At 63.7% G+C, this 24,598-nt stretch carries 25 protein-coding genes; 12 read left to right on the top strand and 13 right to left on the bottom strand.

The window, feature by feature from the left end:
* Nucleotides 1-4 precede the first annotated feature (4 nt).
* From OKW20_RS10510 to OKW20_RS10525, 4 genes are all read right to left on the bottom strand, one after another.
* On the bottom strand, nt 5-1,327 hold the full coding sequence (locus tag OKW20_RS10510) for an MFS transporter (RefSeq protein WP_429172019.1): 1,323 nt from the start codon (nt 1,325-1,327) through the stop codon (nt 5-7).
* Nucleotides 1,328-1,375: 48 nt separating this feature from the next.
* Nucleotides 1,376-1,651: a metal-sensing transcriptional repressor gene (locus tag OKW20_RS10515; RefSeq protein WP_429172021.1), complete on the bottom strand. Its 276-nt coding sequence runs from the start codon at nt 1,649-1,651 to the stop codon at nt 1,376-1,378.
* 226 nt (nt 1,652-1,877) lie between these two features.
* A complete protein-coding gene (locus OKW20_RS10520) occupies nt 1,878-2,876 on the bottom strand; it encodes an NADP-dependent oxidoreductase (protein WP_429172022.1) in 999 nt (332 codons plus the stop codon).
* Between the two features lie 132 nt (nt 2,877-3,008).
* Nucleotides 3,009-3,644 carry an NAD(P)H-dependent oxidoreductase gene (locus OKW20_RS10525; protein ID WP_429172024.1) on the bottom strand — a complete coding sequence of 212 codons (636 nt, stop codon included), beginning with the start codon at nt 3,642-3,644 and terminating at the stop codon, nt 3,009-3,011.
* Between the two features lie 100 nt (nt 3,645-3,744).
* Here OKW20_RS10525 and OKW20_RS10530 point away from each other — a divergent pair, with 100 nt between their 5' ends.
* Entirely contained in the window at nt 3,745-4,638 is an 894-nt protein-coding gene (locus OKW20_RS10530) for a LysR family transcriptional regulator (RefSeq protein WP_429117877.1), read from the top strand.
* A gap of 42 nt (nt 4,639-4,680) precedes the next feature.
* On the opposite strand, the gene OKW20_RS10535 is transcribed toward OKW20_RS10530, so the two are convergent.
* Both OKW20_RS10535 and OKW20_RS10540 read right to left on the bottom strand, forming a co-directional pair.
* Nucleotides 4,681-5,139: an SRPBCC family protein gene (locus OKW20_RS10535; protein ID WP_429172026.1), complete on the bottom strand. Its 459-nt coding sequence runs from the start codon at nt 5,137-5,139 to the stop codon at nt 4,681-4,683.
* Nucleotides 5,140-5,220: 81 nt separating this feature from the next.
* Nucleotides 5,221-6,582: a dicarboxylate/amino acid:cation symporter gene (locus OKW20_RS10540; RefSeq protein WP_402321134.1), complete on the bottom strand. Its 1,362-nt coding sequence runs from the start codon at nt 6,580-6,582 to the stop codon at nt 5,221-5,223.
* Nucleotides 6,583-6,980: 398 nt separating this feature from the next.
* On the opposite strand from OKW20_RS10540, the gene OKW20_RS10545 reads away from it, so the two are divergent.
* The 5 genes from OKW20_RS10545 (at nt 6,981) to OKW20_RS10565 (ending at nt 11,524) form a co-directional block, all read left to right on the top strand.
* Complete coding sequence (locus OKW20_RS10545; RefSeq protein WP_429172028.1) at nt 6,981-8,333, top strand: LLM class flavin-dependent oxidoreductase; 1,353 nt, start codon at nt 6,981-6,983, stop codon at nt 8,331-8,333.
* Nucleotides 8,334-8,342: 9 nt separating this feature from the next.
* Nucleotides 8,343-9,224 (top strand): ABC transporter permease, encoded by an 882-nt coding sequence (locus OKW20_RS10550; protein ID WP_429172030.1) that lies wholly within the window; start codon nt 8,343-8,345, stop codon nt 9,222-9,224.
* A 36-nt stretch (nt 9,225-9,260) separates the two neighbouring features.
* The gene (locus OKW20_RS10555) at nt 9,261-10,244 is read left to right on the top strand and encodes an ABC transporter substrate-binding protein (protein ID WP_043611105.1); all 984 of its coding nucleotides are present in this window, start codon (nt 9,261-9,263) and stop codon (nt 10,242-10,244) included.
* 9 nt (nt 10,245-10,253) lie between these two features.
* Complete coding sequence (locus tag OKW20_RS10560; protein ID WP_043611103.1) at nt 10,254-11,024, top strand: ABC transporter ATP-binding protein; 771 nt, start codon at nt 10,254-10,256, stop codon at nt 11,022-11,024.
* Nucleotides 11,025-11,137: 113 nt separating this feature from the next.
* The gene (locus OKW20_RS10565; protein WP_429172032.1) at nt 11,138-11,524 is read left to right on the top strand and encodes a hypothetical protein; all 387 of its coding nucleotides are present in this window, start codon (nt 11,138-11,140) and stop codon (nt 11,522-11,524) included.
* A gap of 119 nt (nt 11,525-11,643) precedes the next feature.
* Here the strand turns inward: OKW20_RS10565 and OKW20_RS10570 are convergent, their stop codons facing one another.
* The 4 genes from OKW20_RS10570 to OKW20_RS10585 all read right to left on the bottom strand — a co-directional run bounded on the left by OKW20_RS10570 (nt 11,644) and on the right by OKW20_RS10585 (nt 14,431).
* Nucleotides 11,644-12,666, bottom strand: coding sequence for an LLM class flavin-dependent oxidoreductase (locus OKW20_RS10570; protein ID WP_429172034.1), 1,023 nt, complete (start codon nt 12,664-12,666; stop codon nt 11,644-11,646).
* A gap of 133 nt (nt 12,667-12,799) precedes the next feature.
* Complete coding sequence (locus tag OKW20_RS10575) at nt 12,800-13,114, bottom strand: cupredoxin domain-containing protein (protein ID WP_429172036.1); 315 nt, start codon at nt 13,112-13,114, stop codon at nt 12,800-12,802.
* Between the two features lie 8 nt (nt 13,115-13,122).
* Nucleotides 13,123-13,644 carry a DUF4142 domain-containing protein gene (locus OKW20_RS10580; protein WP_429172038.1) on the bottom strand — a complete coding sequence of 174 codons (522 nt, stop codon included), beginning with the start codon at nt 13,642-13,644 and terminating at the stop codon, nt 13,123-13,125.
* 88 nt (nt 13,645-13,732) lie between these two features.
* Complete coding sequence (locus OKW20_RS10585) at nt 13,733-14,431, bottom strand: RNA polymerase sigma factor (protein ID WP_429172040.1); 699 nt, start codon at nt 14,429-14,431, stop codon at nt 13,733-13,735.
* 308 nt (nt 14,432-14,739) lie between these two features.
* Between OKW20_RS10585 and OKW20_RS10590 the strand changes: the two genes are divergently transcribed.
* From OKW20_RS10590 to OKW20_RS10600, 3 genes are all read left to right on the top strand, one after another.
* The gene (locus OKW20_RS10590; RefSeq protein ID WP_043611094.1) at nt 14,740-15,150 is read left to right on the top strand and encodes a hypothetical protein; all 411 of its coding nucleotides are present in this window, start codon (nt 14,740-14,742) and stop codon (nt 15,148-15,150) included.
* 320 nt (nt 15,151-15,470) lie between these two features.
* The gene (locus OKW20_RS10595; RefSeq protein ID WP_043611163.1) at nt 15,471-17,174 is read left to right on the top strand and encodes an amidohydrolase; all 1,704 of its coding nucleotides are present in this window, start codon (nt 15,471-15,473) and stop codon (nt 17,172-17,174) included.
* 217 nt (nt 17,175-17,391) lie between these two features.
* On the top strand, nt 17,392-18,330 hold the full coding sequence (locus OKW20_RS10600; RefSeq protein ID WP_205236895.1) for a LysR family transcriptional regulator: 939 nt from the start codon (nt 17,392-17,394) through the stop codon (nt 18,328-18,330).
* Nucleotides 18,331-18,386: 56 nt separating this feature from the next.
* On the opposite strand, the gene OKW20_RS10605 is transcribed toward OKW20_RS10600, so the two are convergent.
* From OKW20_RS10605 to OKW20_RS10615, 3 genes are read right to left on the bottom strand one after another with little or no spacing between them, the layout of a single operon-like run.
* Nucleotides 18,387-20,219 (bottom strand): carbamoyltransferase family protein, encoded by a 1,833-nt coding sequence (locus OKW20_RS10605; RefSeq protein WP_192449363.1) that lies wholly within the window; start codon nt 20,217-20,219, stop codon nt 18,387-18,389.
* A 12-nt stretch (nt 20,220-20,231) separates the two neighbouring features.
* On the bottom strand, nt 20,232-20,381 hold the full coding sequence (locus OKW20_RS10610; protein WP_089043047.1) for a DUF5989 family protein: 150 nt from the start codon (nt 20,379-20,381) through the stop codon (nt 20,232-20,234).
* Nucleotides 20,382-20,427: 46 nt separating this feature from the next.
* Nucleotides 20,428-20,859 carry an SxtJ family membrane protein gene (locus tag OKW20_RS10615; protein ID WP_043611091.1) on the bottom strand — a complete coding sequence of 144 codons (432 nt, stop codon included), beginning with the start codon at nt 20,857-20,859 and terminating at the stop codon, nt 20,428-20,430.
* 481 nt (nt 20,860-21,340) lie between these two features.
* Here OKW20_RS10615 and OKW20_RS10620 point away from each other — a divergent pair, with 481 nt between their 5' ends.
* From OKW20_RS10620 to OKW20_RS10630, 3 genes are all read left to right on the top strand, one after another.
* Nucleotides 21,341-23,146 carry a sensor histidine kinase gene (locus tag OKW20_RS10620; RefSeq protein WP_429172042.1) on the top strand — a complete coding sequence of 602 codons (1,806 nt, stop codon included), beginning with the start codon at nt 21,341-21,343 and terminating at the stop codon, nt 23,144-23,146.
* Nucleotides 23,107-23,790 (top strand): response regulator, encoded by a 684-nt coding sequence (locus tag OKW20_RS10625; protein ID WP_043611089.1) that lies wholly within the window; start codon nt 23,107-23,109, stop codon nt 23,788-23,790. Before OKW20_RS10620 ends, OKW20_RS10625 begins: the two co-directional genes overlap by 40 nt.
* Before the next feature lie 385 nt (nt 23,791-24,175).
* Nucleotides 24,176-24,589 carry a hypothetical protein gene (locus tag OKW20_RS10630; RefSeq protein WP_052201526.1) on the top strand — a complete coding sequence of 138 codons (414 nt, stop codon included), beginning with the start codon at nt 24,176-24,178 and terminating at the stop codon, nt 24,587-24,589.
* Nucleotides 24,590-24,598: the final 9 nt, after the last annotated feature.

A 24,598-nucleotide genomic window follows, 5' to 3' on the forward strand; every position in this document is an offset into this window, starting at 1 on the left:
TTGCCTACTGCTGGGCCGGCCAGCCGGGGTGATGGCTGTCGATCACGAAGACATGGGTGTGGCGGTGGCCGCTGCCGACGCGCGTCGCGCCGGCGAGATGGGGATGATCGTCCGCCATCGCGTGATGCACGTGCTCGATTTCGTCCGGGTCGGGCGCCGGCCAGAGCCGGGCGGCCGCAGTGATGGCGCCGATGGCGATGAGGCCAAGCGCGACGAAGGTCACTTCGAGACCGGCGGTAGCGCCGAGCCAACCGGCCAGCGGATAGGTGATCAGCCAGCAGGCATGTGAAAGGGCGAACTGGGCGGCAAAGAGCGCCGGCCGGTCTTCGGGCTGGGCGGAGCGGCGGAGCAGCCGGCCGGACGGCGTCTGGGTCAGCGAGTAACCGAGACCGATGGCGAGCCAAAGCGGCAGCAGCGCAGCGAAACTTGGAACGAGCGGACCGATGAACAGGCCGGCGACGAGGATCGTCGCCCCGGAAAACATCGCGAAGCGGTCGGGTGTCCGGTCGAGCAGGCGTGGCAGCATCAGCGCGGCAATCATCGAGCCGCAGCCAAAGGCGGCAAGCGCGATCGCCGTGTCGGTCTGGGTGAGACCAAAGCCGGCCTGGACCAGCACCACCGTGTTGACGATGACCATCGACCCGGCCGCCGAGACTGCGAGGTTGAGCGCGAGCAGGCCCCTGAGCCGCGGTGTGGCGAGATAAATGCGCAGGCCCCGCGTGGTGCGGTCGTAGATGCCGCGCCGTTCCGCCGCCTTCGGGCTTGGCAGCGCGACCGACACCACGAAGGCGGCCGAGGCGAGGAAGCCGAATACCGTGCCGGCGAACAGGTCGTGGAAACTGACGACGGTAAGAAGTGCCGCAGCGAGCATCGGGCTTGCGACGCTTTCGAGATCATAGGCAAGCCGCGAGAGCGACAGGGCGCGGGTGTATTCCTTTTCATCCGGCAGCACGTCCGGAATGGTCGCCTGGAAGGTGGGGGTAAAGGCGGCCGAGGCCGACTGCAGCACGAAGATCAGCACATAGACCTGCCAGATCTCGGTCACGAACGGCAGGAACAGCGCCACGGCGGCGCGTATCAGGTCGAGGCTTACGAGCATGGCACGGCGTGGAAGCCGTTCGGCGAAGGCGGCGGCGATCGGCGCCACGCCGACATAGGCGATCATCTTGATCGCAAGCGCCGTCCCGAGCACCGCGCCCGCTTCGGCCCCGGCCAGATCATAGGCGAGAAGCCCGAGCGCGACGGTTGCGAGGCCGGTTCCGATCAGCGCGATCACCTGCGCCAGGAACAGATGGCGATAGGTGCGGTTTGCGAGGATCTGCAGCATGACGATGGGGCCTCGCTTGGTGGCGGGTTGCGGCAGCGGGTTTGCTGCTCAGAGGTATTTCGTGATCGCCTTGAACTCGTCGATGGAGTGGCGCTGCTCGCGTGGGAGCGCCCCGATCGTGTCTTCGAGGCAATGGTCCAGATGGTCCTGGATCAGGGTTCGCTTCGCCTGGCTGATCGCCTTTTCGACCGCGTGGAGCTGCTGGGCGATGTCGAGGCAGGAGCGGCCGCCTTCGATCATGGCGATGACGCTCTTCAGGTGTCCCTCGGCGCGTTTCAGCCGCTTGACGATATCAGGATGGGTGTCGTGTCTGTGCTCGGTCATGTTAATATCCTATCCCCCTGGATAGGATATATCAAGGGCACGATTTTCGATGGTTCTGCAATGTCCGACGGCGGGCGGTGCTTTCGTCTCTCATCTTCATGTCCAGCACATCTGAGACGCGCGTCGCCGCGTTCCCTCATGTGACGCACCTATGCCGCGCGACAGGGCGGGGCATAGGTTTGGTCTGGGGCGGCGTGATCCGGTTCGCCGATGCGCCCGTTTTCAGCTAGAGGCGCACGAGCATCTTGCCGGTGTTGGCGCCCTTGAAGAGGCCGATGAAGGCGTCAGGCGCATTTTCCAGGCCGTCGACGATGGTCTCGCGCAGCTGGATCCTCCGTTCCTTGATCCAGGCGCTCATCTTGCGATCGAACTCCGGGATGAGATCGACATGATCGGAAACGATCAGCCCTTGAAGGCGGATGCGTTTCTCGATTGCCTGGAAGATGTTGCGCGGACCGGCCGCGCCGCCGGCGTTGTAGCCGGTGATCATGCCGCAAAGCACGAAGCGGGCGTGATCGTTGGCAAGTGCGAGCGCCGCTTCGAGATGGTCTCCGCCGACATTGTCGAAGTAGATGTCGATGCCGCCGGGTGCGGCGGTCGCGAGCGCTTCGGTCAGATCGGATGTTTCGCGATAGTTGATGACCGCATCGACGCCGATCTCGTTTCTGAGCCAATCGGCCTTATCCGACGAGCCGACCGAGGCGATCACCCGCAGGCCGCTGAGCTTGGCGATCTGGGCGACGATGCTGCCGACGGCGCCGCTGGCGGCCGAAACGAAGATGGTCTCGCCTGGCCTGGCATTGGCGATCCGTGCCAGCCCCACATAGGCGGTGAGGCCGGGAAAGCCGAGCGCGCCGAGATAGGCCTGGGCCGGAAGATCCGGATCGAGCTTGCGGGCCGTCGCCGCGTCGATGACCGCGTAGTCCCTCCAGCCGGCGAAATGCACGACGGCGTCGCCGACGGAGAAGGCCGGGTCGGTGGAGTGTTCGACCACGCCGACGGCTGCGCCATCCATGGCCGCGTCAAGCTGGAAAGGCGGAATATAGCTTTTCCGCTCGTCCATGCGGCCCCGCATATAGGGATCGACTGATATCCAGGTGTTGCGGACCAGCAGTTGGTCCGGCTTCGGCTCGTCGAGGCGCCGGCTGGCGATCTCGAAATTTTCTGGGCCCGGAAGTCCGGTCGGGCGGGTCTTCAGGTGGATTTCGCGCGTGACGGTAGACATGGCTTTTTCCTTTGTCGTGTTGCGTTCGGTTGAGAGGGACGCGTGGGTTCGTTCGCGCGCCGCCGGTGGCGGCGTTCGGTTCGGTGGTGATTGATCGAAGATGAGATCTTGGGGGTTGCCGACCCGTCGGCTTCAGGCCGTCGCCGGCATCAGGTGCAGTTGAGGTGAGGGCTGCCGCTGGCCTTCGGCATAGGCGCGGCCGAGATCGTGGGCCGTCGAAAGATTGCGCAGGCGCGCGGCGCGCTCGTTGCTCTCCGCGTCCAGGAACAGGTGCGTCTCGACATTGGCGACGCCGCTGAAGTTGAAGATGCCATGGGCGATCTGGGCGGCCATCGCACTTTCATAGCCGTGCTTCTGGTAAAGCCGGTGGCTGCCGGCGCCGGTGGCGATCAGGCGAACGTGCTTTGCCGAAAGCGGACCGGCGAAACGATCGTCGCTGCCGAAGGCCCAGCCTTTGGTGAAGACGCGATCGATCCAGCCTTTCGTTACGGCCGGCAGCGACCACCAATAGATCGGAAAGGCCAAGAGCAGGAGGTCGGCGCGTTCGATGCGTTGCTGTTCGCGCCTGACGTCCTCCGGCAGCGGTCCGCGTTCGCGATAAAAAGCCAGGTCCTTGCGGGTCATGCGCGGGTCGAAACCTTCGGCGGCAAGATCGGCCAGTTCGATGGTTGCGGCCTTCGTTTCGCGGATGCCGGCGACATAGCCGTCGGCCAGGGACTTGGCGAAGGACGGGCCTTCGGGATTGGCTGTGACGAGAAGAATGTTCATGTCGGCCTCGTTTGTCTGTGTTCGTTGGACCTATACAAACATCTGTCAGGACGATAAAAAAGTTCGAATATTGGCGCCTATCTATCTAGTGATTCGATCAATGCTACGCATATCCCTGGATCAGTGGCGGACCTTCATCGCGGTGGTCGACGCCGGCGGCTTCGCCCAGGCGGCACAGGCGCTGAACAAGTCGCAATCGACCGTCAGCTACGCGGTGCGCCAGATCGAAGAGAGGCTCGGCGTCGCCGTCTTCGAGATCGAGGGCCGCAAGGCGCTGCTGACCACGGAGGGGCGCATTCTCTACCGGCGCGGCAGGTCACTGGTCGACGAAGCGACGCGGCTGGAGCGGGCGGCTGAAAACCTTGCCAAGGGTCAGGAGCAGATGCTGAGCTTGGCGGTGGAGGGGCTGTTTCCGACCTGGCTGCTGCTGAGCTGCATCGAACGCTTCGGTGAGGAGGCGCCGGAAACCCGCATCGAACTGCATGAAAGCGTCATGGGCGGAACGGACGAGCTGCTGCTGTCGGGTGCCGTCGACCTGGCGATCTGCGCCGACAACCTGCCGGCAGGCCATACGGGCGAAGTGCTCCTGCGCTACCGGGCGATTGCCGCCGCCGCCCCCTTCCACCCGCTGCATCAACTGGGCCGGGAAATCGGCGTCGAGGATTTGAAGGGCCATCGCCATCTGGTGATCCGCGACAGCGGGCTGCAGCGGCAGCGCCCGAGCGTCTGGAACGTGACCGAAAGGCGGCTGACCGTCAGCCACAAGGCAACCTCCATTCGCGCCGCCTGCATGGGCATGGGTTTTGCGTGGTATCCGGAAGACTGGATCCGCGAAGAGCTTGCTGCCGGCCAGTTGAAGCCGCTGCCGCTGAAGGATGGCTCGGAGCGCTGGGGCGCCTTGTATCTGGTCTACCCGGATCCGGATGCGGCGGGACCGGGCGCCAAGCGCCTGGGCGAAATCATCAGGCAAGAGGCGCGCGCCTTGGGGCAATAGCCGTCTGCCTCCGCGCCTTTCCGGAATGTGCCCGCCGTTGCTTTAGGCCAGCCGGTCTAAGAGACCTCGGCGTCCACGCTCCATCACCACCCCGTGGTTCCAGCGGAAGACGGGCCTGAGGATGAAGGAAAGCCGAACCATCCACGGCTTCGTGACCGCCACGATCCAGTCATAGCGAACTCGGCAAGCGCCGCCTTCGACTTCTAGCGTCCAGCGGCCGATGCCGTCGAGTTCGCCCAAGGCCCGGCCTTCGATCAAGAGGGGCGGTTCGACCTTGGTGGTTTCCATGTCGAAGACCAGTTCGTAGGGCAGCGCCGTCGACCAGCGCATGCGCCTGACGGCGCCGACACCGCGCTCGTCACCCGGTTGCAGCAACGTCACCTGTTTCACCGACGGCCACCAATCGGGCCAGCGCTCCGGCGTGCTCAGTTCACGCCACACGTCTTCGAGCGGGAAGGCGATCGTCCATTCGGTGACGAGATGAAAATTGGTCGACGACATCGCCGATCCCTCAACAGGCGGAATGGCTGAAGTATAACACGGCATGCGGGCCTTGCGGCCCGCATGCGTCGTTTCATGCCGTCAGGCCGCGCGCGCAGCGACGCCAAGCGGTTCCAGGTCGTCGAGCACCTTGTCGCCGTTGTAGACGGTCTCGTCGAGAATGCCTTCGCGCTTGGCGACGATCGTCGGCACCAGCGCCTGGCCGGCGACGTTGACCGCCGTGCGGCCCATGTCGAGGATCGGGTCGATGGCAAGCAGCAGGCCGACGCCTTCGAGCGGCAGGCCGAGCGTCGAAAGCGTCAGCGTCAGCATGACGGTCGCGCCGGTGAGGCCGGCGGTGGCGGCGGAGCCAAGCACCGAGACGAAGACGATCAGCACATATTCCTGGATGCCGAGCGGCAGGCCGAAGAACTGCGCGATGAAGATCGCCGAGATTGCCGGATAGATCGCGGCGCAGCCGTCCATCTTGGTGGTGGCGCCGAGCGGCACGGCGAAGGCGGCATATTCGCGCGGCACGCCGAGGCTCTTTTCGGTCACCGTTTCCGTGACGGGCAGAGTGCCGACCGAGGAGCGCGAAACGAAGGCGAGCTGGATCGCCGGCCAGGCGCCGGCAAAGAAGCGCGAGGGCTTCAGGCCGTGACCGACGAGCAGCGCCGGGTAGACGACGAAGAGCACGATCGCAAGGCCGATATAGACGGCAGCGGTGTACCAGCCGAGCTGCGCCAGCGTTTCCCAGCCGTATTGGGCGACGGCGCGGCCGAGCAGGCCGATCGTGCCGATCGGCGTAAGCCGGATGACCCACCAGAGGACCTTGCGCACGATCGCAAGCAGCGACTGGTTGAAGGCTAGGAACGGCTTGGCGGCGTCGCCCACCTTCAGTGCAGCGGCGCCGACGGCGATCGAAACGACGAGGATCTGCAGCACGTTGAAATTGAGCGAGGTGGTGGCACCCGTGTCAGTGACCTTGGTGCTGGCTTCAAGCCCGAGCATGTTGGCGGGCACGAGGCCCTTGAGGAAATCGAGCCACGAGCCGGAATAGGAGGGCGCCTTGGCAGCTTCCTGCGAAACGGCTGAACCCACGCCCGGCTGAATGATCAGGCCGAGAGCAATCGCGATGACCACGGCGATGAGCGAAGTGATCGCGAACCAGAGTAGCGTCTGCCATACGAGCTTGGCGGCATTCTGCAGCGTCGCCAGATTGGCGATCGACGCGACGATGGCGGTGAAGACGAGCGGCGGCACGAGCGCGCGCAGAAGCTGGACGAAGATCGAGCCGATCGTCTGCAGGGTGACCGTCAGCCAGTTGGCATTGCCGCTGGCATCGACGCCCATGTTGCGGGCGATGAGGCCGAGCAGCAGGCCGATGACCATGGCCGCCAGGACCTGGAAGCCGAAGGAGGCATAGATCGGCTTTGGTGAGGATTGGGTGGTTGCTTGGGACACGTCTTTCACTCTCATTGTATGGCGGCGGCCACATTTTTAGGCAATGGCCGCCGCAAGTGCCCGAAAAATAGTCGAGTATTCTGGTCGAGATAAGAAACCCTTTGGCTCGAAAACTATTCCAAGTGGAATATTTTCCCCGATCAACCGCGCACGCTCGCTCCGGCCGGTTTGCCTCCAGGGACGGCGAAGCGGTCATCGATCTCCAAACCGGGCGAACTGACGAAAAACATTTCAATCCCGCCGCGTCTCGTTGAAATCTCCTTTCTCTATAAAAATAGTGTATAATGTAGCCTGTCTGTCGTGGCCGGAGTTCGCCGCGTGTCGCGGAGCGCCTTGTGCGCTTCGCCCTCGGCAGGGCGATCTCCTCGAGTTTAAAGCGAGAACAGGAGAGGATTGAGATGACACGCAAGATCCGGCTTGGAGCCTTTCTTCCCGGCGGCGGGCAGCATATCGCGGCCTGGCGCCACCCCGATCAGCCCGCCGACGGGGCGACCAGTTTCGAGTTTCACAAGCAGCTGGCGCTGACCGCCGAACGCGGTCTGTTCGACGCCTACTTTCTTGCCGACGGTCTGGCGATCGGCTTCGGTGGCGCACGAGAGGGCGGCAACGCCCGTGTTGCCGGTTTCGAGCCCGTGACCCTGTTTTCAGCGCTGGCGCCGCTCACCACCCATCTCGGCTTCATCGCGACGTCGTCGACGACCTATGAGGAGCCCTATACCACAGCGCGCAAGTTCGCCTCGCTCGACCTGATCTCCGGCGGGCGTGCCGGCTGGAACGTGGTGACGACGACGGGCGATCCGACGGCGCAGAATTTCAACCGCGACACCCAGCTTCCGCATGCCGAGCGCTACCGGCGCGCGGCCGAGCATGTCGATGTCGTCAGGAAGCTCTGGGACAGTTTCGAGGACGATACCTTCATCCGCGACAAGCAAACGGGCGTCTTCTTCGATCCGGCGAAGCTGCACGACACGGATCACCGCGGCGAGCATTTCAAGGTCCGCGGCCCGCTCAACATCTCGCGCTCGCCGCAGGGACATCCCGTCATCGTGCAGGCCGGCCAGTCCGAGGATGGCCGCGGCCTTGCCGCCGCCACCGCGGAGGTGATCTTCACGGCGCACCAGCACATTAAAACGGCGCAGGAATTCTATCGCGATATCAAGGCCCGCGCCCGCGGCCTCGGCCGCAACCCGGACCACATCCTGGTCATGCCCGGTGTCTCGCCCTTCGTCGGCCGGACTGAAGCCGAGGCGCGGGAGAAATACGAACGGCTGACCTCGCTTATCGTCGAGGAGGACGGCATTGGCCTGCTCAACGGCCTGACCGGCGGGACGCTCGATCTGCGCGGATACGACCTCGACGGGCCGCTGCCGCCGGCGCCGCCGACCGAGGGCATGAAGAGTCGCCAGGCGCTGATCCGCCAGATCGCCGACGAAAACAACTTCACCATTCGCCAGCTCTACCAATGGATCGCGTCGGCGCGCGGCCACTACACGATCGTCGGAACGGCCGGGCAGATCGCCGATACCCTGCAGGAATGGTTCGAGAACGAAGCCGCCGACGGCTTCAACATCCTGCCGCCATGGTTCCCGACGGCGCTCGACGACTTCGTCGAGCTGGTGATCCCGGAACTGCAGCGTCGCGGCCTGTTTCGCACCGCCTACGAGGGCAAGACGCTGCGCGAAAACCTCGGCCTGCCCGTACCCGTCAACCGCTGGACTGCCGCCCGGTCGGCCGTTCAGGCAGCGGAGTGAGGTGTTGCCATGTCCTATGAAACCATCAACCCCTCGCTTGCAGCAGGCTTTGCAACGGCGCGTCGTGAGGCCGCTACCAAGAGTTCCACGCCGCCCGTGCAGTCCCGGCCGAACAGCGTGCCGCGCTGGCGCCGCCTGCTCGGCGCGATCGTTGCCCGCTACGGTCTCGTGCTTGCGTTTCTGGCCTTCTGGCAGGTTGCAAGCACCGTCGGCTGGGTCAACGCGGCGGTGTTTCCTCCGCTCGACGTGATCCTGGCTGCTCTTTGGGACGGCATCGCCGGCGGCGCGCTGCTCGACGATATCGCCATCAGCCTGCAGCGGTCGGGCATTGCCTTTGCCGCTGCCGTCGCCGTCGGTATTCCGCTCGGGCTGTTCATGGGCCAGGTCCGGCTCGTCGAGCAGGCGCTTGACCCCGTCCTGCAGCTTTTCCGCCAGACCTCGGCCCTGGCGCTCTACCCGGTCTTCATCCTGCTGCTCGGTCTCGGCGAAACGTCGAAGGTCTTCGTGATCTTCTGGGCGACGCTGTTTCCGATCCTGTTGTCGACGATCGGCGGGGTCAAGGAGGTCGACAGGAAGCTGATCGAGATGGCCCGCACCTACGGCGCCGGCTCGCTCGCGGTCTTCCGTCGCGTGGTTCTGCCGGCCTCGGTGCCTGCGATCTTCGTCGGCCTCAGGCTCTCGGCGACCACCGCGCTGCTGCTTCTGATCGCTGCCGAAATGATCGGAGCGAACAAGGGCATCGGCTTCCAGGTGATGAACGCGCAGTACAACTTCCAGATCCCGCTGATGTTTGCGTCGATCCTGCTGCTTGCCCTGCTCGGTCTCGCCGCCAACGCGCTGCTTGTTCTCATCCAGCGCAATCTCTGCCGCTGGTCTGCGCCGAGCGTCTGACCGCCTCTACCAGTTCTCCTTCGAAAGGATATCAAGATGACCTTCCATCCCCGCAATCTCCTTCTCTCGGCAGCCGTCACGCTTGGCCTTGCGGCGCCGGCAGCCGCCGCCGACGCCGTCACGCTGCGTTATCTCGCCAGTCAGGGCGGCCTGTCGGCCCATGAACTCGCGCAGGAACTCGGCTATTTCGACGGCACCGGCATCACGGTCGAGAGTGTCGGCTACGCTACCGGCGGTCCGGCATCGCTGATCGCACTGGCATCCGGCGATGTCGAGATCGGCAGCGCAGCGACCTCGGCCGTGCTGAACTCGATCATCAGCGGCAACGACTTCGTTGCCGCCTATCCCTCCAACGGCATCAATGACGAGGTACAGTCGATCTTCTACGTGCTGGAAGACAGCCCGATCAAAAGCATCAAGGACATCGCCGGCAAGAGCATTGCGGTGAACACGCTCGGTGCTCACCTCGACTATACGATCCGCGAGGCGCTGCATTCCGTCGGCCTGCCGACAGATGCCGCCAACCAGGTCGTCGTTCCCGGCCCGCAGCTGGAGCAGGTCCTGCGCTCCGGCCAGGTGGATATCTCCGCCTTCGGCTATTGGCAGACGACCTTCGAGGGTGCAGCCCGCAAGAACGGCGGCCTGCGCGCCATCTTCGACGACACCGACGTGCTCGGCGAGATCGCCGGCGGCTTCGTCGTGCTGCGACGCGACTTCGTGAAGGAGCATCCGGAGGCGGCAAAGACCTTCGTGCTGCAGTCGGCCCGCGCGCTCGACTATGCCCGCGAACATCCGCAGGAAACGAAGGAGATCCTGGCGAAGGCCCTGAAAGCTCGCGGCGAAAATCCTGAGATCGCCCAGTACTTCCGCGGCTATGGGGTGCGGGCCGGTGGCCTGCCGGTCGAGCGTGACCTGCAATTCTGGATCGACGTGCTGGTGCGCGAAGGCAAACTCAAGCAGGGCCAGCTGGCGCCAAAGGACGTGCTCTTTGCCGTCGACGGCGCCACGGCCAGCAACTGAGGACGTTCCATGAGTGTTGCCCAGAACCTTCGCCGCGGAGAGGTGACGATCCGTCACCTCTCCAAGTCCTACCGCCTGAACGGCGCGCCATTGCCCGTGCTTCGGGATATCAACCTCCATATCCGCTCCGGCGAGACGCTTGCCATCGTCGGCGCCAGCGGCTCGGGCAAGACGACCCTGCTTCGGGTGCTGGCGGGTCTCGAGGATCCGGATGCCGGCGAGGTGCTGATCGACGGCAAGCTGACCAGAGGCGTGGGCACCGACCGTGCGGTGATCTTCCAGGAGCCGCGGCTTTTGCCCTGGCTGACCGTGCTCGACAATGTCGGCTTCGGGTTGGAGACGCGTGGGCTTTCCCGGGGACAGGCGCGGGAGCGGGCGCGGCGCTACGTCCAGCTGGTCGGCCTGCAACAGTTCGAAGGCGCCTTTCCGCGGCAATTGTCGGGCGGCATGGCGCAGCGCGTCGGCATTGCCCGGGCGCTCGCCGTCCAGCCGGAAATCCTGCTGCTCGACGAGCCGCTGGGCGCGCTCGACGCCATGACCAAGATCAGCATGCAGCAGGAGCTGGCGCGGATCTGGCGCGACGAGGACGTGACGACCGTGCTCGTCACGCACGATCTCGAGGAGGCGATCTACCTCGCCGACCGCATCCTCATCCTGCCACGCGAAAAGGGCGGCGAACCGCGGCTGATCGAGATCGACCTGCCGCGGCCGCGCGACCGCAGCGCCAGCGCCTTCGTGCGCCAGCGCGAGGAACTGCTCGGCATCTTCGGACTGCATTGAGGTTGCTTGCGGAACGGTTGCAGCGGCTGGGCGTTATCTTGGGGAAGCGGCATTCACCGGGGGCGACGCTGCCCGGTGAATGCCGGATGCCAAGCCGAGACAGGAGCAACGCCATGAAGCTTTCGAAGGGAATGTCATTCGCCGCAATCGTCTTCGCCCTTGGCGCGGCAGCACCGGCGCTCGCCAACGGCTTCTACACCGGCATCGATCCGCACAATCCGCCGGGCACCCAGAACCGGGTGCTCTACGGGCAACCCTACTATGTCGAGCCCGCGCCCGGCCCGGTCTATGTCGAGCCTGTACAGCCGCAGGTCTATGTCGATCCGATGCCGACCGGCAGCATTTATGTCGATCCGTATGTCGACCCGGCGCCGGGTTATGTCTATCGCCCGCCGGCCCGTACATTAGGTGATGCCCGCCAGCGCTACACGGGCGAGTATCAGAGCGGCGGACAGGGCGACTATTACCTCGGCGTCGCGCATCCGCCGCAAGTTCCCTGAACCGGCGACTGAGCGAAGGGGCGCGGCTCTAGAGCCGCGCTACCTACCTCCGGCCGGCTGCCCCCTCCGGCCGGCTGCCCGATTTCAGATGCCCGGCGTTTGAGACGCGTCGGCTGGCGTTAGCGCCAACCAAGCGCCGGCGCGACATGCTTGAGGATCGCCTCGATCACATGGGCGTTGTATTCGACGCCAAGCTGGTTCGGGACCGTAAGCAGCAGCGTGTCGGCCTCGGCAATCGCCTCGTCCTTCGCCAATTGCTCGACCAGAACGTCGGGTGCTGCAGCGTAGCTGCGCCCGAAGATCGCTCGCGTCTTGTCGTCGATGAAGCCGATCTGGTCTTCCTGCTTGTTTCCGCCGCCGAAGTACATCCGGTCGCGATCGTCCACCAACGCAAAGATGCTGCGGCTGACCGAGACGCGCGGCGCGCGCGTGTGGCCCGCCGCCTTCCAGGCTTCCCGGTAGGCGCGGATCTGGTCGGCCTGCTGGACGTGGAATGGCAGGCCTGTTTCGTCGTCCTTCAGCGTCGAGCTTTGCAGGTTCATGCCGAGCTTTGCGGCCCAGACGGCCGTGGCGTTGGAGCTTGCGCCCCACCAGATGCGCTCTCTCAAGCCATCCGAATGCGGCTCGAGGCGCAGCAGGCCGGGAGGGTTGGGAAACATCGGTCGCGGATTGGGTTCGGCGAAACCTTCTCCGCGCAGGACGTCGAGCAGCACTTCCGCGTGCCGTCTTGCCATGTCGCTCTCAGTTTCGCTTTCGCCCGGCTGGTAGCCAAAGTGGCGCCAACCATCGATCACTTGCTCCGGCGAGCCGCGGCTGATGCCGAGCTGCAGCCGTCCACCGGCGATAAGATCGGCCGCACCCGCATCCTCGGCCATGTAGAGCGGGTTCTCGTAGCGCATGTCGATGACGGCCGTGCCGATCTCGATCCGGTTGGTCTTTGCGCCGACCGCCGCCAGAAGCGGGAACGGCGAGGCGAGCTGGCGGGCGAAGTGATGGACGCGGAAATAGGCGCCGTCTGCGCCGAGTTCTTCGGCCGCAACGGCGAGATCGATCGACTGCAGCAGGGCGTCGCCGGCCGATCGCGTCTGCGACTGGGGCGAGGGCGTCCAGTGTCCGAAGGAAAGAAAACCGATCTTCTTCATGGCCGTGCCGCCTCCTCGATGGAACCAGCCGCTTCCATGGCACAATTCGGGTTCCGGATACAGACGGCGTCCGGTGACTTCGCCGTGAACGGCAGCGCGGGAGGATGGCCACGCGCTGCCGTCCTCAAGTCGTTCATTGCACCTTGAGTCGTGCTTTCATGTTCGGGTGAAAGCGGCAGATGTAATCGAAGGTTCCGGCCTTGGTGACGGTGAGCGTCGCGGTCTTTTTCGGTGGTATCACGATGTCGAAATCACCCTTGGCCGTTGCCGTGTGCGCCATAACGTCCCTGTTGTCCCACTCGATCACGTCGCCGACGGCGGCGCTGATTTCGGCGGGTGAAAAGACAAGCTTTTCGATGGTCACCCGGATGGTCTCCGCCCACGCCGATGGCGCAGTCAGCATGAGGGTCAGGCCGCACAGCGCGCCAAGGCTTCGCTTTCGGATCATGGCGCTGCCTACTTCATCAACTCGGCGACATGCTCGGCATGTTGCTGATGACCCTGGAACAGCTTGAGGCCGGTTTCCAGCAGGTCCTTGAGCTCGGCATTCTTCGCGGAGGGAATGAGCAGGGTTTCAAGGGCGCCATTGACCTGCTTGTGGTAGGCTACCTCGTTGGTGACATAGGCCTTGTCGAAGTCGGCGCCGCTGAGCTTCGCCAGCTTTTCGCGCTCTTGCGTCGCCGCTTTCGTCAGCGCGCGGCTGGTATCGTTGTCCTCGGGCGTCACCTTGAGTTTCTTGACGAGATCGAGGGCCTGCTTGTTGACGGCCTCATGGTCGCGCAGCATGTCGTTGGCGAAGCTGATGACTTCCTTGTCCTTGGAGATTTTCAGGGCCTGCTTGGCGGCCTCGATATCGATGACGCCTGCGGTATAGGCGATATGGGCGATCTGGGGGTCGGTGACCTTCGTCCCGGCTGCAAGGGTCGCGCCACTGATGAGGCAGGCGACGGCGAGGGCTGAGGTGAGGCGGGCATACATCGGGAACTCCTCTCCGGCGGCGATCGCCGCCGGTCTTGATGGATCACGCCCATTGGATGCGCGCCGCCTTCAAAGGTTCCCGGAAATGTCAGCCTGAAAGTCCGAGCCGGTTCATGACCGCCTCCGTCAACCGGGCGCAGCGGCGTCCGGCAAAGGGGAAGGCATTCAAAAGCACGGGGCCGACCTGGCGATGGATCTGCTGGCGCAGAAGCTGGCGGGCCCGGTGCAGGCGGCTCCTGACCGTCTTCGGGTTGATGCCGAGCAGGGCTGCGGTCTCTTCGACGCTCATCGCCTCGATCACCCGGGCGGTAAACACCAGGCGGAAGGGTTCCGGCAGCGCGTCGGCGGCCTCTTCCACCAGCCGCAGGATCTGCCGCTGCGCAAGGCTGCGTTCCGGATCGTCGGCGTTCGCAGCATTGGGAAAGGGTACGATCTCGGCGCCTGCAATGTCCGTCGCGAGCGGAACCTCCCGTCGCGTCGCCGACCGGCGCAGGCGCCCGAGCGCCTCGTTCAGCACGACGCGATGCAGCCAGGTGGCGAGGCTGGCGTCGCCGCGAAACGTCTCGAGGTGTTCGAAGGCGCGCAGATAGGCTTCCTGCACCACATCCTCGGCGATGCTGTCGTTGCGCACGACGGCGCGGGCGATGCGAAAAAGCCGCTGGTTGTGCCTCGTCATGATGATCCGGAAGGCTTCCGGGTCCCTCGCAAGCGCACGCTCGACGAGAGCTTCATCTGTCAAATGGTCCGCTTCCACCGTGGTGCGTCTTGTCAGCAGGGCATCGTTCATCATCCACCTCCAAACCACCGTTTGATGCGGATCGGGCAACAACGTTCCCGAGAAAGCATACGCCGCGTGAGCGGCAACCGAAATAGGGTGTGACTGGAGCGATGAAGGCAGCTGTTCGAGGCGGTATTTTGCGCATTTCCGCCAGCGGAAGTTGGGTCTCCTGGCGCCGTTCGCGCGGCGGTAATCGCAGGTCCTCTTTTTTTCTCACGACAGGGAACCGGGGTTCCCTCCGGCGAGTTTGAGGAACGGCGACCCCGGTATGGAGGGGCGCGTATCGCGGTCGCATCTTCGCACTAGGAGAGACGACGATGAAGCATCAAACCATCGAACAGTTGCAAGCGCTCGCCGAAATTCGTTCCGATCCCGCGATGACGAGAACGGAACGGCTTCAGCGTTGGGCCGAACTCTTGGAAAGCAATCCCGATCGCCGGCTGGGCACGCTTTCCGGTACTGAACGCGCGACCGCTGCCGCGCGCCAGGCCATGCAGGTCAACGGTTCGCCTATGACCGTCGCCTTCGAGGATACGCAACTGCGCCTCGCGGGGCTCGCAGACGACAGCTACGGTGAAGCAAAACGCTTCTTCGAAATATCGGACCACCAACTGCACGACATCGTCTGCGACTGCAATTTCGGCAGCTCCGTTCGGGCCGCCTATGCCGCCCGGCGGGTTCGCGCGGCCATTGGTCTTTGGCCGCGCCTGAAGGCGCTCTTCAGCTGAGGCTGCGCCGATCGGCCAGCCTCCGGGGAAGCCAGGGCGCCAGCCGGAAGCTTCCCTAACCTCTTGTTTTTTATGAGCGGCGCGGGCCTCGCCTTCGCGCCGGGAAATGGTACTGTGCGCTGCCGGATCGTGAACGTTGTCCGCCTGGCTGTATCGGCGCGCGTTTTCACCTCAGACCCGCGCCGTTGTAGCGCGGCATCGCTCGAACCTAGCCCGAGGGAGTATATCGTTATCCTCCCCACTTGCAGCATCATCCCTTCAACGCCGGCGCCGCGCGGCTCGCCGGGGGTGGAGGGATGCAGCCGCGGGAGGAGGATTTCATGACATTGGCAGCAGTAACCCGCGCCTTGGGTGCAACGTCCGCTCTGGCGATCCTGGTCGGCACGGCGCAGCCGGTTTGGGCCGCACCCGATCTGATCGTGCTCAACGGCGACGTGCGCACGGTCGACCAGGGCAAGCCGAAGGCACAGGCCTTCGCGATCGAGAACGGCAAGTTCACCGCAATCGGCAGCAACGACGAGATCAAGGCGCTGGCCGACGCTAAGACCAAGATGATCGACGCCGGCGGCAAGACCGTGACCCCGGGCTTCATCGACGGCCATACCCATCTCACGTCCGGCATGGACATGGTGACCGGCGTCGACCTCTCCTACATCCCGGACAAGAAGACCTGGCTCGAAAAGATCAAGGAAGCCGATCAGCGCTTGCCGAAGGGCGTCTGGCTGATGGGCGGCGGCTGGGACTACACGCTCGGCGAGGGCAAGCTGCCGACGAAGGAAGACCTCGACGCCGTGGTGCCGGACCGGGTGGTGGTCCTGCGCGATATCGATTTCCATTCCGTCTGGGTCAATTCCAAGGCGCTGGAAGTGGGCGGCGTTACCGCGAAGTCGGAAGTCGAAGAGGGCGGGCAGGTGCTCTTGAACGACAAGGGCGAGCCGAGTGGCATCCTGCTCGAAAAGGCCGGCGATCTCGTCGAGAAGCATCGTCCGGTGGCGACCGACACGGAACGGCGCGCAGCGCTGCTTGAGACGATGAAGTTTGCCAACAGCCTCGGGATCACCGGCGTCAACGACATGTCGGATCTCGCCGCCGTGCACGACTATGCCGCGATCCTCTCTGAAAAGAAGATGCCGCTTCGCGTCTGGTACGGCTTCTTCGAGGGTGATCCGAAGAAGATTGCCGCAGCGGTCAAGGACCGCGACGAGGTCGACAAGGTAGCCGCCGATTCCGGCGAGCAGGAGGTGAAGGGGCCGATGCTGAAGCTCGGCTACACCAAGTCGGTGATCGACGGGGTGCTCTCGACCCGCACCGCTTACATGCACGAGGACTATTCCGACCAGCACGGCTGGAAGGGCAAGCCTTTCGAGACCAAGGAGCAGCTGGCGGCGGCAATCAAGGCCTCGAACGAAAACGGCTTCCCGACCGCGGTGCACGCGATCGGCGACGGCGGCGTCAGCCTCGTTCTCGACGCCTTTGCCGAAGCCTCGGTGCCGCGGCCGCAGCCGAACCGCATCGAGCATATCGAGGTGGTCGAGACCAAGGACATCCAGCGCTTCAAGGATCTCGGCGTCGTCGCCTCGATGCAGCCGAACCATGCGACCGGCACGATCGGCAAGTACATCACCGAACGCATCGGTACCGATCGCGAGCCGCGGGCCTATGTCTGGCATTCGATGCTCGATGCCGGCGTGCCGCTGGTGTTCGGTTCGGATTGGCCGACATCGCCGCTGAGCCCGCTCACCCAGATCAACGACGCCGTCTTCCGCGAAAGCCCATTTGGCTTGGGTGACGGTCCCTGGCATCCCGAGCAGGCCGTCACCTTCGACCAGGCCCTGCACGGTCTCACCCAGGCCGGTGCCGACATGACGCCCTGGGGGGCTCAGATCGGCTCGATCAGCGTCGGCAAGTGGGCGGATTTCGTCGTGATCGACGGCACCCTCGCAGATCCGCTCGACCGCTCCATCCGCGAACGCAAGGTGGAGGCGACCTATCTCGCCGGAAACGAGGTCTATCGCCGGCCCTGATCGGGAGCGAAAGCGTCGGTCGCCTACCGGTCGCCGTGCGAGGACACGTCGATCGGCAGCCTTTTGTGGCGACGTCCCATCGATCCAGATCACGCACGGCCGGCGCTCCCTGCGCCGGCCGATTTTTTGCTGGGTCCATGATGCACTAGCTTAGTGCCTGAAAATTCATAATAATTGCGCTTCACTTTGGAGTTTCGCAAGCTAAGGGCGCGATCGAATGGCATTGGACTCGTTGGATGTGCGGCTGCTGCGGATCTTCGTGACGATCGTGGAGGCGGGTGGTTTTGCCGCCGCCCAGGGAGAGCTCAACCTGTCGCTCTCGACGATCTCAAATCATATCTCGGCGCTGGAAAGCCGCCTCGGCCTGATCCTCTGCCAGCGTGGCCGGTCTGGCTTCCGCCTTACCGAGGAAGGGCGTGCCGTCTACGAGGAGGCCAAGCGCCTGTTCGGCACGATCGACCAGTTCGATACCCGCATGAAGGGCCTGCAGCACCGGCTGAACGGCACGCTTTCCGTCGGCCTCATCGACAACACCCTGTCGGACCCGGCCTCCCGCCTGACCCGCGTCTTTGCCCGGATGACGGACGAGGCGCCGGAGGTGGCGCTTTCGATCGTCACCCGGCCGCCGCATGAGTTGCTGCGCGACGTGATAACGGGCGAGCTTCACATCGCGATCGCCAGCTTCCCGCGCACGACGCTGGGGCTCGAATATGTCGATCTCTACGAGGAGACGCAGCGCTTCTACTGCGGGGCCGAACATCCGCTGTTTTCCCGCGACGACAGCACGATCGAAATCGACGACATCCGGTCCCACAATCTGATCGGCCGCTCCTATTGGAATGCCCGCGACCTCAAGATCTTCTCGATCGCCAACCCGCGCGCGACGGTCAGCGACATGGAGGCGGAAGCGCGGCTGATCCTTTCCGGGCGCTATCTCGGCTATCTGCCCGATCACTTTGCCAACCGCTATGTCAGCGAAGGGCTGCTGCGGCCGATCCGTCCGGATCTCTTCAGCTACAGGGCGCCGTTCCAGGCGGCCTTCGACAAGGCGCGCGCGAAGTCGGGGCTGGTGCCGTTTTTCGTCAAGCTGCTGACGAGCGAGTTCGGCGTCGCGCCCTCCGGCCGGAGCGCCTCGCGCCTGCGTGCAGGACGCTAGAACGCCGGGTCGCTGCTGCGGCCCGGCGCGCTGAAGGAACACGTTGCGCGGCCGTTCTAGTCGAGCTCGAAGTTCTCTTTGTAGTCCTGCTTCAGGTGCGCCGGCTGGTCCTCCTTCTTCAGCATGCAATTGCCGACGACGAGGCGCTCGATCTCCGTTCCCATGAAGCAGCGATAGGCGTCTTCCGGATTGCAGACGATCGGCTCGCCACGCACGTTGAAGCTGGTGTTGACGAGCACCGGGCAGCCGGTGCGCGCCTTGAAGCGGGTCAACAGCTCCCAGTAACGGGGGTTGGTCTCGCGGTGCACCGTCTGGATACGGGCGGAGTAATCGACATGGGTCACCGCCGGTATTTCCGAGCGCGGCACGTTGAGCAGATCGATGCCGAACAGGTTCTCCTGCGGATGATTGGCGTGCAGGCGGCGGCTTTCCAAGACGTCGCCGACAAGCAGCATGTAAGGGCTGTCCGTGTCGATGTCGAACCAGTCCGACACATCCTCGCGCCGGATCGACGGAGCGAAGGGGCGGAAGCTCTCGCGGTACTTGACCTTGAGATTGAGCATCTTCTGCATCGTCGGCGAACGGGCGTCGCCGAGGATCGACCGACCGCCGAGTGCGCGCGGGCCGAATTCCATCCGCCCCTGCATCCAGCCGACCGCCTTTTCCTCGGTCAGTGCCGAGACGGTGGAGGAGGTGATCTCCTCGTCCGAAAGGACCTCGAAGTTCGCCCCGGCATTGGCAAGCCGCTGCTCGACTTCGCCTTGCGCGAAGGCTGGCCCGAGATAGCCGCCCGACATGGCATCGCCGTCCTTCACGACGCGCGTGCTTCCGAGATATTCGTGCCAGACGGAGAGAGCCGCCCCCAGCGCGCCGCCCGCATCGCCGGCGGCAGGCTGGATCCAGATGTCGTCGAAGATCCCGGCCTTCAGCAACTTGCCGTTCGCCACGCAGTTGAGCGCGACGCCGCCGGCAAGGCAGAGGTTCTTTTCGCCTGTCTGGCGCCGGGCATAGCGGGCGAGCCGCATGACCGCCTCTTCGGTCACGACCTGAACGGAAGCCGCCAGGTCCATCTCACGCTGGGTCAGCGGCGATTCCGGCTTGCGGGGTTCGCCTCCGAAGAGGTCGTTAAAGGCCGGTGAGGTCATCCTCAGGCCCGTGCAATAGCCGAAATAGTGCTGATCCAGACGGAAGGAACCGTCGTCCTTGAGATCGATCAGGTTGTCGAGGATCGTCTGCGCGAAACGCGGACGCCCGTAGGGCGCAAGCCCCATCACCTTGTACTCGCCCGAATTGACCTTGAAACCCGTATAATAGGTGAAGGCCGAATAGAGCAGGCCGAGGGAGTGCGGGAAATGCAGCTCCTTCAGGAAGTCGAGGCGATTGTCATGGCCATGGGCAAGCGACGTGGTGCACCACTCGCCGACGCCGTCCATGGTGAGGACCGCAGCGGAGGCGAAGGGCGAAGGAAAGAAAGCGCTCGCCGCATGGGACTGGTGGTGCTCGGTGAAAAGCAGCGAGCCTTCCCATTCCTTCTTGCCGACAAGCTTGCCGAGATCCTTGCGCAGCATCTTCTTCTGGAAGAGCTTTTCCTTGATCCAGACCGGCATCGCCACGCGAAACGAACTGAAGCCGTGCGGCACTGTCGCAAGATAGGTCTCGACAAGCCGCTCGAACTTCAGGAACGGCTTCTCGTAGAAGACGACATGGTCGATGTCGTTCATGGTGCAGCCTGCTTCCGACAAGCAGTACTCTATTGCCCGCGCCGGAAAGTCGGGGTCGTGTTTCCGGCGCGTGAAGCGTTCTTCCTGTGCCGCGGCTACGATGCGCCCGTCTTCGACGAGCGCGGCCGCGCTATCGTGGTAAAAGGCCGAGATACCGAGGATACGCACGATGGTGCCGCCCTAGAACAGCGTATAGATGAAGGGGGCAACGGCCGTTCCCTGCGTCAGTACCACCAGGGTTCCGAAGATGGTCGTCATGACCAGGATCGGCAGCAACCAGTACTTCTTCCGGTTGCCCATGTAAGACAGGAGTTCCCTAGCAAGGTCCATTTTCGTGTCCTCTGTCCGATACAATAAGGGATAGGTTCTTCAAAATTCAGAACTGGTTCTTCATCGTTGCCTGGGCTGCTTCGGCCTGCGGCTTGTCGATCCAGTAGGTCTTGGCGTTCTTGTCGAACTGTTCGGTCAGCGCGTCATTGCCGCGCAGCCTGAGATAAAAGCCGATCGGCACGAAGGTCGTGACGTAAATCAGGAACATCACGACCGGATTGACGATCTTGAACAGTACAAGGCCGAGCCGCATCCAGAGATGGTTGGCGCGTGTCAGGGTGGAGGGCGCGATCAGGGCCAGGACGACCAGAACCACGCCGATCAGGGCGAGCACAGCCGTTACGGTCGTAATCTCGGAAGCCCGCCACCATTTTACGAGCGCAATCAGGGTAAGGATGCCACCGACGGTATAGCCGAAACTTCTGTTCGACGGTCCTTCCGGGGGCCTCTCGTGCAGTGGTCCGTGAGAAATGCTCATTGCTATCCACCTCAAAGCGGTTAGCTAAAAAACGCACAATTTTCATTGTGCCGACGAATGAAAAACTTTTTAGTCATTTATATTGGGAGAATATGAGCGGCAAATACTGGGGTAGGTCAATATGCCAATGGATATAGAGGCTCATATCGGGCTTTCGATTCTTGGTGCGATCTTCCGATACTCGGGTTGATGCCCGCTGGTCGGCCCTGTTCCAGGGTATGCCAGCAGCAGTGCAAGGTTCGTGTGGTCCGGGCGCGCGTGCGTAACCTTGGCTATACTGGTGGCAAATGCATTTGAGCGCTGGAAGAGACGAGCGTATGCTGGCGACACTTGAATATGCAGATTGCAGCGGCTTCCAGGGCCGTGCCGTCCTTGTCGTCGAAGATGCGGACGGTGTGGGTCGGTGGCCGCGATTTGATTTATTCTCGCTCGTCACGCGCAGGGTTGTTTTCCAAGGGGCGGCGCAGAGCGGAGACTTGGCATGAGGCTAGAGCCGTCAAACCGTTTCAGCGCCCGCCGCGTGAGCCCGGCGACGGCCGCGCCGCCGCATACCGGCGCGCCGATGGATCTGGACCAAGCCTCCGGCCGCAAGGTCTGGACGAACACTTTCCGGGCCCGCTCCGACAAGGTGATCGCCGTCGGGCGCATCCTGCTGGCGCTCGGCAGCGTCTGGATCGCATGGCTCGATTCCGTCCACGTGCCGCTGCCGCCAGAGCCCATCTACTTCCTGCTGATCGGCTATCTCTTTTATGCGGTCGCCGCCGCCTTCCTCGTCTGGCGCACGGAGATTTCGCGGGTGCGCGGCACGCTGGTGCGTCACATCATCGATGTCGCCGCCTTTGCGATCTTCATGTCGATGACCGACGGTCCGGCGAGCCCGTTCTTCATGCTGATGCCGTTCACATTGCTGTCCGCGACGCTGCACTGGCGTTGGCGCGGGGCGCTCTACACCGGTCTCGTCTGCCTCGCGGCGTTGCTCTATCTCGGCTACTTCGATGCCGGCGATATGCTCGATCCGGATGCCGATACGACGACGAACGCCTCGCGCATTCTCTTCATCTTCGTTGCGGCCACGCTGCTCGTCTGGCTCGGCGCCCACCAGGAGGCGGTCCGGGCCGAGCTGCTTCGGCTGGTGCAGCGAACACCGAGCCAGCCGCGTGGCCGCGAGTGGCCGGCGCGCGCGGCGCTCGATTATGCCGCCCATGTCATGCTGGTGCCGCGGGCTCTCCTGTTGTGGACGGATGCGGAGGAGCCCTGGACCTATGCCGCCCTGTGGAACGAAGGCGAGCTTGAGGTCATGCAGATGCCGCCCGATGCCTTCGGCACCTGGACGGATGAAAAATTGCTGCAAAGCAGCCTGCTGATCACCGAGGCCGCCCGTGGCCGGCTTCTCGTGCATGTGGGCGAGGGGCGGTTTCATCAATGGTCCGATCCAGACCCGCCGATCTCGCCGGCGCTTGTGGAGGCTTTCAACATCAACGCTGCGGTCTCGACCTACTTTCAGGTCGACGACCTGCAGGCGCGTCTCTTCGTTCTGGAGCCGCCGGCGCTCACGCTCGATGACGTGGCGATCGCCGAAATCATCGCCGACAGGATCAAGGCGCTGTTCGAACAGGCGATCCTGGTCAGGCGCCTGAGCGACGAGGCGGCCGTCGACGAGCGCATCCGCATCGGCCGCGACCTGCACGACGGCGTGCTTCAGGCACTTGCGGGCACGGCACTGCAGCTTCAGTCGCTGCGCAAGCTCAAGGATGCGGGGCCGGAGGTGATTGCCGAACGCCTCGAGGCCATCCAGGCGATGCTGCTGGAAGAACAGCGGGAGCTTCGCGGTTTCATTCGCGCGCTCGAGCCGGGCGGCAATCTCCAGGCTACCGGCGAAATGCAGCTCGAGCGACAACTGGAAGCGGTTGCCGCGCGGCTGCGACAGCAATGGCAGATCGACGTCTCGATCGCCTTCGACCCGCCCTCCGGCATCGACCTGCCGCTGGCGCTGACCTACGAGCTGGCGCGCATGACCTCCGAGGCGACCGCCAACGCGGTCAGGCACGGCGGCGCGCAGAAGGTCAGGATCATGGTCAGGATCGACAACGGATCGATCGTGCTGACGATCGACGACGACGGGGTCGGCTTTGGTTATGGTGAGCGCCTCGACCATGCCGAGCTGGAACGGGAAAAAATTGGACCGCGGAGCCTGCGCGAACGGGCGGCAGCGCGTGGCGGAAAGCTTGCGATCGAAAGGATAGCGGAATGGACTCGAGTGGTCGTCATGCTGCCAATGCCGCAATAGCGTTGCGCGCGGTCGTCGTCGACGATCATCTGATCGTGCTCGACGGGCTGCGCCGGCTGATCGAAACCGTGCCCGGCTGGGAGGTGGTGGCGACCTGCGAGCGTGCAACCGATGCGCTGCAGGTCCTGTCCGAGCGGGGCGCCGATATCGTCGTCGCCGACCTTCGCATGCCGCATATGGACGGACTCGAGTTCATACGCCAGGTGCGCAGCACTCACGGACAGCAGATCGCGATCGTCATCCTGACGGCTGATATCGGCGACGACCAGGTTGCCGAAGCGATCCGGCTCGGGGTGAACGGCATCGTCCTCAAGGAACAGGCTCCGGACACCCTGATCGACTGCATGAATGTCGTGGCCAGCGGCAAGACCTATTTCCAGGACCAGGCGCTGAAGTCCGCGATCGAGCGGATACGCGCGCAGGAAGCCGTTGAGACCAGGGGCGTCGACCTGTTGACGCAGCGCGAGATCGAGGTCTCGCGGCTGGCGGCCTCGGGGATCCGAAGCAAGGAGATCGGCGCCCGGCTCGGCATATCGCCGGGCACGGTCAAGCTGCATCTCCACAGCATCTACAGCAAGCTGGGCATCTCGACGCGCGTCGAGCTGGCCAATCTGGCGAACCGGCTCCCGAAAAGCCCTTCGTGACGGCGCCGGCCGCGCTTGCGTGCCGCCTGCCTTTGCGCTGACCCTCCTCCTTCAAAATCGATCGAACCACGGCGACGACACGTCGCGATCGGCGTTTTTTGCCGCAAGCGAACTGTAAGAAACAGGGCCGGAGTATATCCATCTGGATATATTCAGAACGAAAATCCTGAGATAGAGTTCGGAATTGTAAGGCGTCTCCGGCAGCGAAGTGAAACCTCCGAAGCTAATGTCGCTATATAACGAATAGATTCATGTTCTCGTATTCTGAAAATATTGACGGTGTTCTTCTCTGTTCCGGAGAGCCACTATGCATGTTCAAAGTGTTATTGAAATAGCTGAAACAGACGGTCGGCTTCCGGTCGAGATAATCATAAAGGGTTATCGTTTGAGCCAGAAGCGGCTTACCGTCTTCGTTTTAAACGAGGTGACGCCGGCCGCGGTCAACCGGATCCTGGATCCCGTGGTACCGACGTTGCCTCTTTTCATTCCCGGCGTGCTTTACGTCAAGATTTCGGATGATGTTCGCGTGCGGGAAGCGGTCGAGACGGCGGATGTCGTCTATGCCGCGACCAGCCTGTTTCGCGACCAGTTGACGGGGTACGGGACTTTGCCCGGATTGCTTCGACCGATCGAGCTCCTGCGGCCGGATGCATCCAAGCGCATCCGGCTCGCAAAATCGGGCGAACATGCAAGCTCCGGCGAACCGAAGCGTCCCTCGGTCGCAAAGACGGCGAGGCGTACGACCACCTATCTCGCCAGCCTGGCACGGTCCTATTGGCGCGAGGCCGGAAGCGCCTGAAGCGGGCGA

The sequence above is a fragment of the Ensifer sp. LBL genome, from assembly GCF_050435225.1.
In the GTDB taxonomy this organism is placed as follows: Bacteria; Pseudomonadota; Alphaproteobacteria; order Rhizobiales; family Rhizobiaceae; genus Ensifer.

What these genes read in the sequence shown, in the direction of transcription:
- OKW20_RS10510 (WP_429172019.1), bottom strand. Translation starts at nt 1,327, where the DNA reads ATGCTGCAGATCCTCGCAAACCGCACCTATCGCCATCTGTTCCTGGCG.
- OKW20_RS10515 (WP_429172021.1), bottom strand. Translation starts at nt 1,651, where the DNA reads ATGACCGAGCACAGACACGACACCCATCCTGATATCGTCAAGCGGCTG.
- OKW20_RS10520 (WP_429172022.1), bottom strand. Translation starts at nt 2,876, where the DNA reads ATGTCTACCGTCACGCGCGAAATCCACCTGAAGACCCGCCCGACCGGA.
- OKW20_RS10525 (WP_429172024.1), bottom strand. Translation starts at nt 3,644, where the DNA reads ATGAACATTCTTCTCGTCACAGCCAATCCCGAAGGCCCGTCCTTCGCC.
- OKW20_RS10530 (WP_429117877.1), top strand. Translation starts at nt 3,745, where the DNA reads ATGCTACGCATATCCCTGGATCAGTGGCGGACCTTCATCGCGGTGGTC.
- OKW20_RS10535 (WP_429172026.1), bottom strand. Translation starts at nt 5,139, where the DNA reads ATGTCGTCGACCAATTTTCATCTCGTCACCGAATGGACGATCGCCTTC.
- OKW20_RS10545 (WP_429172028.1), top strand. Translation starts at nt 6,981, where the DNA reads ATGACACGCAAGATCCGGCTTGGAGCCTTTCTTCCCGGCGGCGGGCAG.
- OKW20_RS10550 (WP_429172030.1), top strand. Translation starts at nt 8,343, where the DNA reads ATGTCCTATGAAACCATCAACCCCTCGCTTGCAGCAGGCTTTGCAACG.
- OKW20_RS10555 (WP_043611105.1), top strand. Translation starts at nt 9,261, where the DNA reads ATGACCTTCCATCCCCGCAATCTCCTTCTCTCGGCAGCCGTCACGCTT.
- OKW20_RS10560 (WP_043611103.1), top strand. Translation starts at nt 10,254, where the DNA reads ATGAGTGTTGCCCAGAACCTTCGCCGCGGAGAGGTGACGATCCGTCAC.
- OKW20_RS10565 (WP_429172032.1), top strand. Translation starts at nt 11,138, where the DNA reads ATGAAGCTTTCGAAGGGAATGTCATTCGCCGCAATCGTCTTCGCCCTT.
- OKW20_RS10570 (WP_429172034.1), bottom strand. Translation starts at nt 12,666, where the DNA reads ATGAAGAAGATCGGTTTTCTTTCCTTCGGACACTGGACGCCCTCGCCC.
- OKW20_RS10575 (WP_429172036.1), bottom strand. Translation starts at nt 13,114, where the DNA reads ATGATCCGAAAGCGAAGCCTTGGCGCGCTGTGCGGCCTGACCCTCATG.
- OKW20_RS10580 (WP_429172038.1), bottom strand. Translation starts at nt 13,644, where the DNA reads ATGTATGCCCGCCTCACCTCAGCCCTCGCCGTCGCCTGCCTCATCAGT.
- OKW20_RS10585 (WP_429172040.1), bottom strand. Translation starts at nt 14,431, where the DNA reads ATGAACGATGCCCTGCTGACAAGACGCACCACGGTGGAAGCGGACCAT.
- OKW20_RS10590 (WP_043611094.1), top strand. Translation starts at nt 14,740, where the DNA reads ATGAAGCATCAAACCATCGAACAGTTGCAAGCGCTCGCCGAAATTCGT.
- OKW20_RS10595 (WP_043611163.1), top strand. Translation starts at nt 15,471, where the DNA reads ATGACATTGGCAGCAGTAACCCGCGCCTTGGGTGCAACGTCCGCTCTG.
- OKW20_RS10600 (WP_205236895.1), top strand. Translation starts at nt 17,392, where the DNA reads ATGGCATTGGACTCGTTGGATGTGCGGCTGCTGCGGATCTTCGTGACG.
- OKW20_RS10610 (WP_089043047.1), bottom strand. Translation starts at nt 20,381, where the DNA reads ATGGACCTTGCTAGGGAACTCCTGTCTTACATGGGCAACCGGAAGAAG.
- OKW20_RS10615 (WP_043611091.1), bottom strand. Translation starts at nt 20,859, where the DNA reads ATGAGCATTTCTCACGGACCACTGCACGAGAGGCCCCCGGAAGGACCG.
- OKW20_RS10620 (WP_429172042.1), top strand. Translation starts at nt 21,341, where the DNA reads ATGAGGCTAGAGCCGTCAAACCGTTTCAGCGCCCGCCGCGTGAGCCCG.
- OKW20_RS10625 (WP_043611089.1), top strand. Translation starts at nt 23,107, where the DNA reads ATGGACTCGAGTGGTCGTCATGCTGCCAATGCCGCAATAGCGTTGCGC.